Annotated in this window: 15 protein-coding genes; 11 read left to right on the forward strand and 4 right to left on the reverse strand. The window is 45.5% G+C overall.

From position 1 onward, the window contains the following. Positions 1 to 248: 248 nt before the first annotated feature. On the reverse strand, positions 249 to 1,334 hold the full coding sequence (locus J2Z34_RS03750) for a tartrate dehydrogenase (RefSeq protein ID WP_209458526.1): 1,086 nt from the start codon (positions 1,332 to 1,334) through the stop codon (positions 249 to 251). 307 nt (positions 1,335 to 1,641) lie between these two features. Here J2Z34_RS03750 and J2Z34_RS03755 point away from each other — a divergent pair, with 307 nt between their 5' ends. The 7 genes from J2Z34_RS03755 to J2Z34_RS03785 all read left to right on the forward strand — a co-directional run bounded on the left by J2Z34_RS03755 (position 1,642) and on the right by J2Z34_RS03785 (position 8,678). Next, positions 1,642 to 2,307 carry a cytochrome c biogenesis CcdA family protein gene (locus J2Z34_RS03755; RefSeq protein WP_209458527.1) on the forward strand — a complete coding sequence of 222 codons (666 nt, stop codon included), beginning with the start codon at positions 1,642 to 1,644 and terminating at the stop codon, positions 2,305 to 2,307. A 20-nt stretch (positions 2,308 to 2,327) separates the two neighbouring features. Next, a complete protein-coding gene (locus J2Z34_RS03760) occupies positions 2,328 to 2,906 on the forward strand; it encodes a TlpA family protein disulfide reductase (protein WP_209458528.1) in 579 nt (192 codons plus the stop codon). Between the two features lie 183 nt (positions 2,907 to 3,089). Further along, a complete protein-coding gene (locus J2Z34_RS03765) occupies positions 3,090 to 4,505 on the forward strand; it encodes a sigma-54 interaction domain-containing protein (RefSeq protein WP_209458529.1) in 1,416 nt (471 codons plus the stop codon). Between the two features lie 190 nt (positions 4,506 to 4,695). After that, complete coding sequence (locus tag J2Z34_RS03770) at positions 4,696 to 5,574, forward strand: beta-keto acid cleavage family enzyme (RefSeq protein WP_209458530.1); 879 nt, start codon at positions 4,696 to 4,698, stop codon at positions 5,572 to 5,574. A gap of 105 nt (positions 5,575 to 5,679) precedes the next feature. Further along, positions 5,680 to 6,621, forward strand: a complete 942-nt coding sequence (locus J2Z34_RS03775) for a 3-hydroxyacyl-CoA dehydrogenase family protein (RefSeq protein WP_209458531.1) — start codon at positions 5,680 to 5,682, stop codon at positions 6,619 to 6,621. A gap of 57 nt (positions 6,622 to 6,678) precedes the next feature. Then, a complete protein-coding gene (buk, locus tag J2Z34_RS03780) occupies positions 6,679 to 7,755 on the forward strand; it encodes a butyrate kinase (RefSeq protein ID WP_209458532.1) in 1,077 nt (358 codons plus the stop codon). A gap of 14 nt (positions 7,756 to 7,769) precedes the next feature. Then, positions 7,770 to 8,678: a bifunctional enoyl-CoA hydratase/phosphate acetyltransferase gene (locus tag J2Z34_RS03785; protein WP_209458533.1), complete on the forward strand. Its 909-nt coding sequence runs from the start codon at positions 7,770 to 7,772 to the stop codon at positions 8,676 to 8,678. Positions 8,679 to 8,814: 136 nt separating this feature from the next. Here the strand turns inward: J2Z34_RS03785 and J2Z34_RS03790 are convergent, their stop codons facing one another. The 3 genes from J2Z34_RS03790 to J2Z34_RS03800 all read right to left on the reverse strand — a co-directional run bounded on the left by J2Z34_RS03790 (position 8,815) and on the right by J2Z34_RS03800 (position 12,522). Next, complete coding sequence (locus J2Z34_RS03790) at positions 8,815 to 10,797, reverse strand: PTS sugar transporter subunit IIABC (protein ID WP_209458534.1); 1,983 nt, start codon at positions 10,795 to 10,797, stop codon at positions 8,815 to 8,817. A gap of 110 nt (positions 10,798 to 10,907) precedes the next feature. After that, a complete protein-coding gene (locus J2Z34_RS03795; RefSeq protein ID WP_209458535.1) occupies positions 10,908 to 11,750 on the reverse strand; it encodes a PRD domain-containing protein in 843 nt (280 codons plus the stop codon). A 94-nt stretch (positions 11,751 to 11,844) separates the two neighbouring features. After that, positions 11,845 to 12,522, reverse strand: coding sequence for a DUF1361 domain-containing protein (locus tag J2Z34_RS03800; protein ID WP_209458536.1), 678 nt, complete (start codon positions 12,520 to 12,522; stop codon positions 11,845 to 11,847). Between the two features lie 164 nt (positions 12,523 to 12,686). Here J2Z34_RS03800 and J2Z34_RS03805 point away from each other — a divergent pair, with 164 nt between their 5' ends. The 4 genes from J2Z34_RS03805 to J2Z34_RS03820 all read left to right on the forward strand — a co-directional run bounded on the left by J2Z34_RS03805 (position 12,687) and on the right by J2Z34_RS03820 (position 16,094). Continuing rightward, positions 12,687 to 13,100, forward strand: a complete 414-nt coding sequence (locus J2Z34_RS03805) for an arsenate reductase/protein-tyrosine-phosphatase family protein (RefSeq protein ID WP_209458537.1) — start codon at positions 12,687 to 12,689, stop codon at positions 13,098 to 13,100. After that, complete coding sequence (locus tag J2Z34_RS03810) at positions 13,097 to 13,393, forward strand: arsenic metallochaperone ArsD family protein (RefSeq protein WP_209458538.1); 297 nt, start codon at positions 13,097 to 13,099, stop codon at positions 13,391 to 13,393. Before J2Z34_RS03805 ends, J2Z34_RS03810 begins: the two co-directional genes overlap by 4 nt. 182 nt (positions 13,394 to 13,575) lie before the next feature. After that, the gene (locus J2Z34_RS03815; RefSeq protein WP_209458539.1) at positions 13,576 to 15,564 is read left to right on the forward strand and encodes a fructose-1,6-bisphosphatase; all 1,989 of its coding nucleotides are present in this window, start codon (positions 13,576 to 13,578) and stop codon (positions 15,562 to 15,564) included. Between the two features lie 137 nt (positions 15,565 to 15,701). Beyond that, positions 15,702 to 16,094: a hypothetical protein gene (locus J2Z34_RS03820; RefSeq protein ID WP_209458540.1), complete on the forward strand. Its 393-nt coding sequence runs from the start codon at positions 15,702 to 15,704 to the stop codon at positions 16,092 to 16,094. Positions 16,095 to 16,162 lie beyond the last annotated feature (68 nt).

Raw genomic sequence — 16,162 nt, forward strand, 5'->3', positions numbered from 1 at the left:
TTTTGCAGAAATTGAAATTAGTATCCGGATTGAGTAACTGGAAGAAAGCTTCAGAGGCTTTTCGTCAGGATCAAAATATTATCTGATATAAAAAACCAGGATGAACTGTTCCTAGAGTAGGAATAGCTCATCCTGGTTTTCTTGGTTTCACAAGGCAGTTGAACATGCTCAGGCGATTCAAACATTATCAACATCAGGCATTCATTGAAATATTCATTTCTCTAATTACTTTACTATTGAGGGTTGCTTTAGTTTCTTGTTTTCTCAAAAGCAGCGGAGAGTTTAGCCAAGGCAATATCTCCAACTTCTCTGGTGCTTGAGCTCCCACCCAAGTCTGGTGTAAGTGTTATTCCTTCGGTCAGGACCTGCTGAATTACGTCAATGATCATTTTGCCCCAGTCCTCATGACCAAAAAAGTCAAGCATCTGACTTGCTGACCAAATTGAAGCCAGAGGGTCTGCAATGTTCTTACCTGCTATATCCGGTGCAGAACCATGTATAGGCTCAAACATGGATGGGAATTTGCGTTCAGGATTAATGTTGGCTCCTGCAGCCAGTCCCATACCACCAGCGATAGCCGCACCAAGGTCAGTGAGGATATCACCAAAGAGGTTTGATGTGACAACGATCTGGAATCTTTGGGGCTGTTTTACGAAGAACATGCTTGCCGCATCAACAAGCAGCGAATATGTCTTTACATCAGGATATTCCTTGCCTATTTCATTGAAGACTTCATCCCAGAAGACCATGCTGTAGTTTAGGGCGTTCGCCTTGCTTACATTTGTGAGCGTCTTATTTTCTTTACGTGCCAGTTCGTAAGCATATCTGATGACACGTTCGCAGCCAACCCTTGAGAATACAGCATTTTGAATGACGACCTCATTGGGCTTGCCCTTATAGAGCCAGCTTCCTGAGCCTGCATATTCTCCCTCGCTGTTTTCACGCACAACAATCATATCAACATCTTCTTTTTTTACACCAGTCAACGGGCATGGCGCACCCTCAAGAAGCTTAACGGGGCGGAGATTGATGTACTGATCGAAGCTTTTACGGATAATAAGCAGCAGGTCCCATAGTGAAATATGGTCCGGGACACCCGGAGCACCTACGGCTCCGAGGTAGATAGCATCAAATTCCTTGAGTTGGTCGATTCCATCCTTTGGCATCATAAAGCCGTTTTCTAGGTAGTATTCGCATCCCCATGGGAAAAATGTGAAATCGAAGCTAAATGTTCCGTCAAGCTCTGATACCTTTTTTAGTACCTTCACTCCCTCTTCAATGACCTCAGGACCGACACCGTCTCCGGGAATAACTGCAATCTTATATTTATTCATAAGTAGCTCCTTATTGTTTAATTTTTGCATCTGATTCAAGCGTAACAGAGTGATAATTCAAATGCAACAAACGTCGATTCCGACAGCTATCCAATAAGCAGAACGGGTCACCTTAACAATTGAGTCTTTGGCTTGAGGATAGGTGATGTCCAAATCTCTTGTATAGACAACAGCGCAACTTGATGAATATCCTAATCAAAATAACAATTGTAAAATTGAATGACATAAAATTTAAATTGCCAGAACCCTTCACAAGTCGCATGGATTTCCATATAATGAAGGTAATCAGAAAGCGAAGGATTAAAAGATGGATTATTTGATTTCGTTCCTCGAAGGGACAATAACGTTCATATCCCCATGCCTCCTCCCAATGCTGCCAATATACATCTCGTATTTCGCAGGACAGGAGGAAGGAAAAAGCAAACCGATAGTCAACGCACTTGGATTCGTTCTGGGCTTTTCAATAGTGTTCACAACCCTTGGTGCACTTGCAGGTAGCATAGGAAGCCTCCTTGTAAGGTACGGGAGGGTGCTTGACATAGTTGCCGGTTCCGTAATCATACTGTTCGGGCTGAGCTACCTTGGACTGTTCAGGATATCCCTGTTCAACAGGGGTATGAGGCCAGGCGGAAAGGATCCCGGAAAGGGCTTCCTGTCATCTATGCTTTTCGGCATGGCTTTTTCCATAGGCTGGACACCATGCCTCGGAACATTCCTCGGATCTGCACTCATGCTTGCAGCATCAAAGGGCAGCGCCGTCAAGGGAATACTCATGCTTGCGAGCTACTCAGTTGGCCTTGGTATTCCGTTCATACTGAGCGCAATACTCATCGACAGCCTCAAAGGTGCCTTTGACTTCATCAAGAGGCACTACAGGGCAGTTGAGATAGTATCAGGTGTCCTGCTCATTACACTTGGAATCATGATGGTCACTGGCTATCTCGGAAGACTTCTTTCGCTGATGTCATTTTAGATTGAAAGGAAACTGATATTATGGATAAAAAAGTTAAAGCACTTCTAAGCGTGCTTCTATTGGTTCTGGTAATCGGAGGTGCATATGCCGGATACAAGGTCCTCAGCAAGGGAAATGCACCTCAGCCGAGTCAGCCCACTCAGGCGACTTCCGGAAGCGAGACTGAAGAAAAGACACCTGCTCCGGACTTCAGGGTGTTTGACGGTTCAGGCAAAGAGGTAAGGCTGTCTGATTTCAAGGGTGAAATAGTCGTGATTAACTTCTGGGCATCATGGTGCCCGCCCTGCAAGGAAGAGATGCCATATTTCCAAAAGGCATACGAGCAGTATGGAGACAGGGTGAAGTTCATGATGCTGGACCTTGTTGACGGAAGCCGTGAGACAAAAGCCACAGGGCAGGAATTCATTGCAGACAACAAGTACACATTCCCGGTCTACTTCGACACTAATTCGGATGCTGCAATAAAGTACGGGATTAGCTCAATACCGACAACGGTATTCATAGACAAGGAAGGGAACGTAGTGACGGGATATGTAGGCTCAGTAAGCGGACTTGAGGATATCACTGCAGTGATTGAAATGATCCTGAAGGGGAAATGACAACGCTCCATAACTAAATAGCACATTTGGTCAGCTTGCCCAGGCAGGCTGGCTTTTTTGGTGTAGCAAAAACTCTGGTAAACAGAGCCTTTTATCATATAGATTATTGTAAAGAGATGAAATTCTGCCTGGTATGTAGTAAAATACTACACAAGACGTGAAGCCAATAGGGGGGGGGATTTGATGGACAGATATTCGAGCTGGCTGGATCCTGATAATTTGAGTCAGGAAATGATGGAGTATTATGCGAATGAGGCGCTGGAAAGCGTTGGTTCTGTTGCAATCATAGACAAGGATTTCAGAATGGTCTACATCAATGACAAGTATGCGGATTCATTGGGGATAGACAGGCTCAAGTCCCTGGGAAGGCCTGTCAGCGAGGTAATAGACAATACGAACATGACAAATGTTGCAAAAACGGGACATCCTGAGCTTGGGGTCATTTATTCGAGGAATGGTGTGAATTTTGTCATCAACAAGTTTCCGATAATGAAAAATGGGGAATTCATGGGGATAGTCGGGATATCGACGTTCCAGGACAACGACAAGCTTATTTCGCTCAAGCTTAGGCTTGATAACCTGGTTAAGGAGCTCAACTACTACAAGGACAAGAGCAAGAAGCAGAATGCCGCAAAATACAGTATCGATGACATCATATCCCAGAATGACACTATGCTGAAACTGAAGTTGCTGGTGCACAAGATGGCTTCAACGAAATCAACGGTGCTGATATCCGGGGAGAGCGGGACGGGAAAGGAGCTCTTTGCACATGCCCTGCATTCCTTGAGCAGGAGGTCGGGAATGCCGTTTCAAAGGATAAACTGCTCTACTATACCTGAGAACCTCATAGAATCGGAGCTATTCGGTTATGAAAAGGGGACTTTCACGGGGGCATCAAAGGATGGCAAGCTCGGAGAGTTTGAGGTGGCTAACGGTGGTACGATGATGATGGATGAGATTGATTCCCTTCCACTTTCTATGCAGGCAAAGCTGCTCAGGGTGCTTCAGGAGAAGGAAATAAGGAGAATAGGCGGCAAGGAGACAATCGATATCGATGTCCGCATGATATTCACTACGAATAAGGATCTGCTATCAATGGTGAGGAGTGGCCAGTTCAGGGAGGACCTATATTACAGGATAAATGTAATGAACATATCAATTCCTCCCCTTAGGGAGAGGAAGGAGGACATACCCTATATTATTGAGAGGTTCATCCAGAAGTATAACCGGGAGATGGGGATGAGGGTAACCGGCATCTCACCCGAAGCACTTGACCTGCTTATGGGGTATGAATGGCCTGGCAATATAAGGGAACTGGAGAACTATGTGGAAAGGGCCTTCATATATTCCACCGGTGGTATGCTGGGACTTGAGCATTTTGATTTTTTGGAAAAGCTGCCTGCAGCTGATTCTATAGAAGGGCATGAAAAGCCGATTTTTGAGGAGACTAAGTTGAGGGATATGGTGGCAAGAGTTGAAAGGGAAGCGATATCCGAAGCCATGTCCAGATTCGATGGCAACAAGAAACGCGCTGCAGAATCCCTTGGAGTGGACAGAAGTGTATTCTATGAGAAGCTTAGAAGATATGGAATAGGATGAAGAGTCAATTTGTGTAGTGAAAGGCTACATGCATGAGGCGGCAAGCTACACAAATGGATAGGAAATTGAAGATTTTAGCAAGAAAAGCCTGAATTCCGGGCTTTTTTCTTTTGGCACGGTTATTGCTATAACATAAGCAGGATTAAGTAAACGTTTTTACAAAAAATAAATTATCAATCAGGAGGATAACATGGCAAAGAAGATCATCATCACAGTGGCACCAAGCAGCAATTTTCAGGGAAAGGAAGCAAATCCTGCGATTCCGGAGCAGCCTGAAGAGGTAGCCCAGGCAACGTATGATGCATACAATGCAGGAGCATCCATAGTTCACTTCCATTCAAGGGACAGGCAGGGCATTCCTACAAACGACCGGAATGTGATCATTGAAACGGTCCAGCAGATTAGGAGGCGTTGCAGTGACATTATAATACAGCCGAGCGTAGCTCCCGCGAACAGGCCTGACAGGATCAATACAGCAGATGACGGACTCAGTTCACTGGACGTCGGAGCCGAAATGGCATCCCTTGACTGCGGGGTAGTGGTAATTCCTTCAAGGGTACCTGACATGGAGGGACCTGACAGAATAATTGGCTGGACCAGGAAATGGCTCGTCGAGACCGCTACAAAAATGAAGGCGCTCGGCATCAAACCGGAAATGGAGATATTCAATGATGCTCAGCTTGAAGATGCCATCAATCTTCTTGTAAAGCCGGGCCTTATAATAGGCAACCCAACCTTCACGTTTGTAATGAACATGAAGACAAGCCAGGGCGGTGTGGAGTGGAGCATGGAAAACCTGGCGCACTTTGTCAGGAAAACACCACCGGGTTCCATGTTCGGGACCATGGGTGTAGGAGCCAGCCAGTATTTCGCAACGCTGGGTTCACTGCTCTATGGTGGAAATATCCGGGTAGGATTTGAAGACAACATATATTACCGCAAAGGCGAGCTTGCGACAAGCAATGCCCAGCTGGTCGAACGTATCGTAAAGGTGGCGCAAGACCTTGGCTATGAAATAGCATCTCCTGATGAAGCAAGGGAAATGATGGGAATAACAAAGAGGCTTTAGGCTTTCATGTGCCATTCACATATGACTATTCATCGGTTAGGATTGCAGCAGTTTAGTTTCCATCTTTTCTATTAAAAAAAATAAAACTAATGGGTGGTTATCAATATGAATCTGAACGATATCAAAAAGGTTGCATGTGTTGGGGTAGGGACGATTGGAGCAAGCTGGGCAACATTATATTTGTGGAAGGGATTCAATGTAGCAGTACAGGACGTTAATGTAGAGGCATTGGAGAGTGCAAGAAGACTTATTTCTTCCAACTTCAAATTCCTTGAGGAAAAAGGTCTCCTGTCTTCTGAGTCAAGAAAGAAAGCAGAGGGTAACGCCACATATACAGTTAATCTGAAGGAAGCTTTAACTGGGGCTCAGTTTATCCAGGAATCAGCCTTTGAAAGCTATGAGGTCAAGCAAAATATTGTACGCGAAATGGATGAGTATGCTCCAGAGGCTATTTATGCTACCAGCACCTCAGGTCTCTTAGTAAGTGAGATACAGAAAATGTCCAAATACCCGGGTAGATGCATTACAGCTCATCCATTCAATCCTCCGCATCTGTTGCCGCTGGTAGAGCTGGTCAAGGGCAAAGAAACAAGTGAGGAGACTGTGCTTCTCTGCTATGACTTCTATAAATCAATCAACAAGGAACCGATAATAATAAACAAGGAAATTCCGGGCCATGTAGCAAGCCGCATTCAAATGGCATTATGGAGAGAATGCGCTGACCTGGTCATGAACGGAGTCTGTTCAGTAAAGGATGTAGATGCCGCATGCTGCTATGGTCCAGGCTTGAGATGGGCACTTATGGGACCGCATCTGGTCTGGGACCTGTCAAATCCCAAAGGGATTGCAGCTACCATAGAACACATTGGACCTCAGATGAATGTCTGGCTGCCTGATATGGCCAATTGGGAGAAATTGCCTGACGGTGTAGGAGAGTTAATGGCAGAGGGGCTCAAGGAGGAGACGGCTGGAACGACTCCAGGTGAACTTAAGGCATGGCGTGATGACAAGCTAGTTGAGATACTAAAGCAGGTAGGCAAGCTTTAAAAGAACAGACCGATAAATTCAAGAAAATGAAGAGAATGGATTTCAGGGGGAATTGAAATGAGCAGTATGAATCCTTTGATGCTAGTCATCATGTATGGAGGGACAACAACAAAGGTCGCCATATACAGCGGGGACAAAGATCTATATAAAGAGACAATTCGTCACTCACTGGATGAGATGAAGAGCTTTAAGACAGTCTGGGAGCAGTATGATGTCAGAAAGCGGGACATAACAGGCTGGGTCAATTCTAAGGGATTTAGAATTGACGAGTTTGATACTTATGTCAGCTGCTCAGGGTTAGTAAAGCCTTGTGAACCTGGAGTTTACGAAATTGATGAGAAAATGATAGAAGACTTCAAGACGGAAAAATACGGAATCCACACCAGCAATCCGGGATGCTGCTTGTGCTATGACCTTGGGAAAGAGTTCGGAAAGCCTGTCCTTACAGTAGATCCGACAACTGATGTCAATATGATGAAGATCGCAACCTACTCAGGCCATCCGCTTATCCCGAGACCTAACTCCTACCATGTGCTTAACCAAAAGGCAACAGCAAAATTCGCAAGTGAAAAATTGGGAAAGACGTATGAACAGGCAAATATCATTGTTGCCCATATCGGCAGCGGCATTACTGTCGGAGCACATCATCAAGGCAAGGTAATTGATGTCAACAACGGCATTGAGAGCGACGGACCATTCTCACCGGTAAGGACAGGAGCCCTTCCTGTCGGTCCACTTGTGGACCTGTGTTATTCAGGCAAGTACACGAGGCAGGAAGTGCATAACATGCTGGGGGTTGAGGGAGGTCTTGCCGCATATCTCGGTACTTCGGACGGAATTGAAATAGAAAGCCGTATCCAGAACAGAGACGAGGAAGCAAGGATTGCAGTGGAAGCCATGGCTTACCAGGTGGCAAAGGAGATCGGTGCAAGATCTGTCACGCTTCGCGGAGAAGTTGATGCAATTGCGATAACCGGTGGCCTGGCAAACTGGAAACGAGTCGTCGATTTAATCACTGACTGGGTCAAACATATTTCTCCTGTTTATGTTTACCCTGGCGAAAATGAGTTGGAATCATTGGCAGCTGGAGCACTAAGGTATCTCCGGGGAGAAGAAGAACTTAAGAAATACTAGAGGATGGTGGAAATATGATCAGTAGTTTTGAAGAACTTATTAAGGCTGTAAAGGGCCAGGGTAAAAAAACAATCGCCATAGCATGTGCAGGTGACGATGTCACTCTGGAAGCTGTCCGTGAAGTTGAGAGAATGGGAATTTCCGAATGCATCCTGATAGATAGCAGGGAAAAGATACAGAGAGCCGCAGAGAAAATAGGATACAAGGTAAAAGAGGAAAACATAGTCGAGGCAGGCAGTGATGCTGAGGCGGCAGCTATAGCAGTTGAATTGGTACGTTCAGGAAAAGCGGATTTGCCTATGAAGGGCAATATGCAGACCAGTGACTACCTGCGTGCAGTCCTAAACAAAGAAAAGGGCTTACGTGGGAAAGGTGCCTTGTCACATGTTGCAGTATTTGAAAAACCGCAGGGCGGATTACTTATTATTACGGACTGTGCCATGACTATAAACCCTGATCTGATGCAAAAGGTTGACCTTATAAACAATGCGGTTTCAGTTGCTATCGGGCTTGGCTGCGAGAAGGCAAAGGTTGCAGTTCTCTCATACCTGGAGACGGTAAATGTCAATTCCCAGTCCACTACGGATGCTGCAATACTCAGCAAGATGGGCGACCGAGGTCAGATAAAGAATGCGGTAATCGACGGCCCGCTGGCTTTCGACAATGCAGTATTCCATGAAGCTGCAAAGCACAAGGGGATTGAAAGTGAAGTTGCCGGTCAGGCAGATGTTTTACTGGTTCCAAATATCGAAGTGGGGAATACATTATACAAGTCATTATCGATGATGGCGCAGCTTAAGGCAGCCGGGGTCGTTGCCGGAGCGATAGTTCCTGTGATTCAGGCTCCCCGTGCGGATCCTATGGAATCAAAGATCAATTCAATTGCCTTAAGTCAGTATCTGCTGGAAAAAAGCAGGCGATAAGACAGTCTGTCATACTGGTGCAATTGAATACTTAGTATTCCCCGGATTCAGATTTCCTGAACTGAAGTTACCGATAAAATGCCAGAAGGTCAGCTATCCAATACTGGAAAGCTGACCTTCTGTTTCTTGCCTTAATTTATCTGACTATAAGGACATCCGTATCCTTGGATACATTGCCTTCAGCAATTATCTCCATGGACTTTACTACATCCATGTTTGTAACTACTACTTCAGTCATGCTGGATTTTGCCTCTTTCCTTACAAGGTCAAGGTCAACCTCCATGATTGGAGTTCCGATGACGACATCCTGTCCTATTTCTGCAAGTCTCTTGAAGCCTCTGCCACCCATCTTTACTGTGTCGATTCCGATGTGGATGAGAACCTCAAGTCCTGTTTCTGTAACTATTGCTATGGCGTGGTTTGTCTCGAATATGTGGGCTATGTTTCCAGCAACTGGTGCTGTAACAAGACCTTCAGTCGGGTCAATTGCAAATCCGTCACCGATCATCTTTTCTGCGAAGAGAGCATCTGGCACTTCTTCAAGCTTTGCGAGCCTTCCCTTCATTGGTGAGCTGAATATGGTTTCCTTAGTAAGCTCTTTTACTGCTTCTTTTGTTTCAGCTACTTCTTCGGCAACCACTGCATATGCACCTGGGTTCGCCATGACTGCCTTTATTTCATCCTTGATGCCTTCAGCGGCAGTTCCGAATATTACCTGTATTCCGGTAGTTCCGACTTCAAGCACTCCTGCTGAGCCAAGTGCCTTGAGCCTTGCCTTGTCGACCTTTGCAGTGTCGCCAACCTCAAGCCTGAGCCTTGTTATGCAGGCATCTATGGCCTTTATGTTGTCTGTTCCGCCAAGTGCCTTGAGTATCTCAACAGCCCTTCCAGTAACTGGAATTTCTATTGCAGTTTCTTCTGATTCATCTCTGCCTGGAGTCTTCAAGTCAAATTTCTTGATCAGGTAGTAGAAGAGTGCAAAGTAAGCGATTCCGATGACAATACCGACTGGTATCAGCATCCATGGGTTTCCGGCATTTCCTGTGGATATGCTCACCGCAAAGTCTATGAGTGATGAGGTGAATGTCTCAGTAAGCCTTACATGGAATATGTTCATGAACATTCCGCCTACGAAAGCAAGGGATATATGCGCTATGTAGAGGGCAGGTGCTGCGAACATGAATGCGAATTCTATTGGCTCGGTTATTCCTGTGATGATGGAGGTAAGTGCTGCTGTAAGCATTACACCGCCGATGGCCTTCCTGTTCTTAGGAAGAGCGGTCTTGTACATTGCGAATGCTGCTGCAGGAAGTCCGAAAATCTTGAGTGGATACTCTGCTGCAGTGATGTTGCCGGCTGTTGGGTCTCCTGCGAAGAATCTTGCGATTTCTCCTACATAGACCTGTCCGTCAGGAGCCGTGAACTGTCCGAACTGTGTGGTGAATGGAGTTTTGAAAACGTGATGGAGTCCTGTTGGTATGAGTGCCCTGTTACCGAAAGCGTATATCGCTCCGCCAAGCTTGAATCCGCCTATTTCAGCAGTGATAGCAAGCTGTCCAAGGTAGTTAATACCATCCTGTATCGGAGGCCATACGAAGCCAAGGATTACTCCCAGCAGTATGGATACTATTACCATTATGATTGGGACGAGTCTCTTGCCTTCAAAGAAGCCAAGTACCGGATGAAGCTTTGTCTTGTAGTATTTAGTATATATCTTTGCTGCGATAAGACCGATTATGATACCGCTGAACACTCCCATGTTGATGGGATCCGCAAGGTTCTGTGCTGCTGACATGATGTCAAGCACCTTGATGAGAACTACATATCCAACTGCGGCTGCAAGTCCGGATACAGCTTCACCAGCAGTGAAGCCTATTGCTACACCGATCGCGAAAATAATGGGAAGGTTCTCAAACACGACAAGTCCGCCTGAGAAAAGCACCTTGACAAATGTTGCAAGAATTGGGTTTGAAGCTAAGGCTTCAGCACCTACGGCCTGCTCGATTATTCTGGAGAAAGCGACCATGAGACCGGCTGCTGGAAGAACTGATACTGGAAGCATTAATGACTTTCCGACCTTCTGCAGTACTGCGAAGAAACCACTGGATTTTTTAGACATTGTTTTTCCTCCTCTTTTTTGTGATATCAAAAAAGGCATGAACCCATTATCTGGTATCCAAAGAAAGTCCTTTGGACATCAGATAATGAACTCATGCCTGATCGAATCAGTTACACGCCTTTGCGGGAGCTCCTCAGCTTATACAGGTGGAGAGCGATATACCCTATTTCGTTTTCAGGTACAACTATACCAATATTCTTTTCTAAAATCAAGCCTATATTTTCAGAAATTTTATATTCGAATGCAAAATCTTTTTTCATCCTGTCCAGAAGCACGTTGTCGATGGTCTCTTTCCTGGAACAGCGCTCAAGCATGGCCCGAAGATGTGACATGAGCCTCACGGAGTCGAATGAATCCTCCTCAAGAGAAATCCCAAGCTTGTCCTCGATGTAGGGGATCACCTGGCTGAGTGCCTTGACATACTTCATTGAGGCCCCTGTCCTTCCGGAAAGCCTGCCGCCGTGAAGGTGCAGCGCAATGAAGCCTGTCTCGCTTTCAGGTATATCGATTCCGAGCCTGTCGCGTATGAGCCTTACCGCCTTTGCAGCCACAGCATATTCCTGCCTGTACATCATCCTGGTCTCGACAAGGAACGGATTTACCACTCCAATGCCTTCTTTGATCCTTCTTACAGCGAAGCTTATATGGTCAACGAGACCCAGGTGGGTATCGGCATGAAGTTTCTCCTTGAAATCCTCCTCAGCCATCCTTATGATGTCCTCGGTTATGGTAAGGAGCCTGTGGTCCACGTTCTCAAGCAGGTTCTCGTACTGCTGCCTGTTCTTCTCATCAACCATTATGAAGACATTCTCTATCATCTTGGACTCTGGGATCCGGTCGCCCCGTTTCTTGTCAAAGCCAATCCCTCTCCCGATAAGTATATAGTCAGTGTCTTCTTTCGTGACGAGCACCGCATTGTTGTTGAATGACTTCTTTACTGAGTACTGGTTCACGTTGACACCTCCGGAGATGATTGCAGTCGGTTAGATTCTAATTTCACGTCAGTGTTTTGTCAACAGGAAAATTTTCAAATACGTTGAACTGCAATCAATCCTCAGATTTAACCGATGAAAGCCTGAGGATTGCCGTTATGAACAGGTGCATGGCTGCAAATGCAAGTATTACGTAGATTGCATCCAGGGTCAGGCCGTCCTTCAGCCATTTTAGTATGGCAAGAGGTTCCTTGAGCAGATCCCAGGAATTGAACCTTAGGAATCGTCCGATATAGATGGCAAAGCCAGTGAGCAGGCTGACGATAATTATGAACACCACGCGTCCGAAGGCGGGCTTTTCCTTGAAGATTGCCTTTTCGACCCTGGTAATGGACATGTATCCGGATGCGACCCCGTAGAATACAGCGCATACGGTGAGGGCGAATGAAATCCATAGTCCCAGGTCAAGCACGTATTCGACCTTCATCCCGAACAGGCTGGTTCCATCAGCAGAAGCTTTATAGAAGGTCTGCAGAGAAAAATGTATGAAATCTGTGACCATATACATTGCATTCGGATAGAAAAGTAGCCAGACAAGGATGAAGAAAGGAAAAAGGACTTTGGAATAGTAAACTGTGTCATTCTTTGAAAGTAAGAGCGATGAAAAGTAGGGGACAAGAGCCAGGCCAATGTTCCACACAAGGTAACTCCTGCCGGGGTCAAGCTTCAGTATGGCCGCTGAGAGTACTGCTGCAAATAGAATCATGACTAATGCTTCGTTCCGTAGCTTCAATTTACACACCGCCATTCAAAAATTATAAGTTCTACTCCATTCTACCATTATTGGTTCTGTTTGTCCTTTAGGGGCTCTTGCAATGATTTACAAGCAGTTTACATAAGACTAATTGCATACAATTGATTTTTGCTGTATATTGGAAGAAAGAGGAGTTGATCATTTTGAAACCAAAAGTCGCGTTCATATGCGTACACAATTCCTGCAGGAGCCAGATGGCTGAAGCGCTTGGAAAGCAGCTTGCTTCCGACGCCTTCGATTCATACTCAGCAGGTACAGAAACAAAGCCAAGGATAAACCAGGATGCAGTCAGGATAATTAAGTCACTTTACAATATAGACATGGAGCTCAGCCAGACATCGAAGCTCATTGATGACATACCGAAGGATATAGACATAGTCATAACCATGGGCTGCAACGTTGAATGCCCGTATCTCCCTTCAAAGCACCGTGAGGACTGGGGCCTCGACGACCCGTCAGGCAAAGCTGATGACGAGTTCATAAGGACTGCGAAAATAATAGAGGAAAAGGTCATGGACCTGAGAAAAAGGGTGCTTGAAGAAGGTCTCGGAAAATGATAAGGATATACGAGCCTGACATATGCGTCTCAATGGCCTGTGGAATGGAAAGGGAAGAGGAGCTGAAGGATCTGGCAAGGTTTGTAAGGCAGCTTCGAAAAGAAGGCATCGACATCATGAGATACAATTATACCCTTCACAAGGAGAGATTCCTTGAAGAACCACTGGTTAAAGGATATGATTTTGAAGCGCCGGACAGCCAGCCTGTGACTGTTGCTTTTGGAGAAATCGTCATTTCCGGAAGATATCCTGACATAGATGAACTAAGGAAGCTTGTGAAAAGGGCAAAATGATTCGAAAAATGTGAGTTTCAGTTACATAACATAAGATATGGAAACCAAAAGCCGAAGATTTGCAGTCTTCGGCTTAAAAATTACCTGAATTTTACAAATGCAAAGGTTTCCGCAGTTTCTTCTCATTTGGCTCAGTATGATATATGATTAGTGTAAGTATTAACGAAGATGGAGATGGTTTGATGAACGGGGGAGTAACAGACAGGATTTGCACCAAAGAAAGAGACATTGATTACCTTACGCTGCTTGCAAAGCAGTATCCGTCAATTAGCGATGCGACAACAGAGATAGTGAACCTTCAGGCGATACTGGACCTTCCAAAAGGCACTGAACACTTCATATCTGATGTCCACGGCGAGTATGAGTCTTTCAGGCATGTCTTGAAGAATGCTTCAGGAGTCGTAAAGACAAAGATCAACGAGATTTTCGGGAATGCGCTGAGGGAGAGCGAAAAGCAGGACCTTGCAACTCTCATTTACTATCCTGAGGAGAAGTTGGACCAGATCGATATCAGTGAAAGGGAGATGAAGGACTGGTATATAACAGCCCTATACAGGCTAATTCAGGTTGCAAAGAGAGTTTCATCGAAGTATACGAGATCGAAGGTAAGGAAGGCATTTCCGCCGGAGTTCGCCTATATCCTGGAAGAGCTTATTAATGAGAGTGAGGACAGGATTAACAAGCAGGAATACTACAACAGGATCATTGAAACCATAGTCGAGCTCGACAGGGCGAAGGCGTTCATAGTTGCAATATCGAACCTGATCCAGAGGCTTTCCATAGACAGGCTTCATATCATCGGGGACGTGTTCGACAGAGGACCTGGTGCTGACATAATAATGGATACATTGATATCCTACCATTCAATGGATTTCCAGTGGGGTAACCATGACATCATATGGATGGGAGCGGCAGCGGGAAGCCCTGCGCTCATATGCAATGTAATAAGGATAACAGCGAGATATGACAATCTGACCATACTTGAGGACAGGTACGGGATAAATCTTCTGCCCCTAGCACGGTTCGCATCAGAACACTACAGCGGTCATGACCTGAAGCCTTTCTGGCCAAAGGGAAGCGAATCCTTTGAGAAGAGCCAGAAGGAGCTTGAGATGACAGCCCTTATGCACAAGGCCATTTTTGTCATACAGATGAAGCTTGAAGGGCAGCTTATATACAGGCATCCTGAGTACAAGATGAATGACAGGATGATTCTTGACGTCATAGACTACGAGAAGGGTACTGTCATGATTGACGGAAAGGAGTACAAGCTCAGCAGCTGCGACTTCCCGACAATAGACCCAAAGAACCCATTCCTTCTTACCGACGATGAGAAGGACATGGTGGAGAGGCTTAAGAATTCCTTCCAGAATTCATACAGGCTCAACGAGCATATGAGGACACTCTATTCTAAAGGCAGCATGTATCTTGTGTTCAATGCAAATCTTCTGATACACGGCTGCGTTCCGATGAACAGTGACGGAACCTTCATGCCGGTAAATATAGATGGAGAGGAATGCGTTGGAAGGGATGCCATGGACAGGCTTGAAAGGCTTGCAAGGCAGGGCTACTACGACAATGATCCCATAAGGAGGGAGGCCGGTCAGGATGCCATGTGGTATCTCTGGTGCGGACCTGCATCACCACTATTTGCCAAGAGCAAGATGGCTACCTTCGAGAGGTATTTCCTAGCAGAGAAGGAAACCCATAAGGAAGTTAACAACGACTACTACACTAACAGGGACAATGTGGAATGGATAGAGAAGATTCTCGAGGATTTTGACCTTGACCCCAATACATCGCATATGGTCAATGGCCATGTACCTGTCAAGGTTGTAAAGGGAGAAAGCCCGATAAAGGCAAATGGCAAGCTCCTGGTAATAGACGGAGGCTTCTCAAAGGCTTACCAGAAGGAAACCGGAATCGCAGGCTACACGCTTATTTACAACTCACACGGCCTGAAGCTTGTAAGCCATGAACCCTTCGAATCAACAGCAAAGGCAATCGAGGAAGGCATGGACATCGTATCAACAATGGTAGTCCTTGAAAACCTCAGGGACAGACGAAGGGTTTCAGATACAGATATTGGAAAGGATCTGAAGCTGCAGGTCGAGGACCTTCTGCAGCTGGTCACCGCCTACAGGAAGGGCTATATAATAGAGAAAAAGTAGAAGGAAGGGTGCCGCTAGACTGTGGCACCCTGATTTTTTTACATCTTCGATTATCATTAAGATCCTGTATGATATGATGGTATATAATAAGAGCAATAACTGAAGGTCAACATTTTAGTACATCAGGAGGTATGGTGATGCTCGGGAAGCGATTCATCTGGATATATTCTCTAGTCTGGCTCATTACTGGAATATTGCTTGTTGCTGCAGATACGGTAGATTGGCTGATGGATTCCCTCGTTCTGAGGTATCTGGCTATACCAGCTATAGTCATAGCCATGGCATTTTATGCTGTTAAGCAGATACCTGGAGTGAATGATATGAAGGTCAGCAGGCCTAAGATTACAATCATCATAATCGGCAGTTCGGTCGTATTCACTCTAATCAGAGGGATGGTTCCAGATGGAATCCTGCCAGATTCCATTCTGGTGGAGCTTTTCATAAAGTACCTGTATTCCCTTGTGCTTCTTCATATCGTACTAAAAACGAGTTTTGCTGAAGGAAATGGAACAGCAGGCAAAGAGCTGTGACTTGTCTTAGGAACTGGAGGGTCATGGATTTCTCTGAATTTGAGAAATGAAGATTCAAATATAGATAA

This window comes from Youngiibacter multivorans (genome assembly GCF_017873395.1).
Classification (GTDB): Bacteria; Bacillota; Clostridia; order Clostridiales; family Clostridiaceae; genus Youngiibacter; species Youngiibacter multivorans.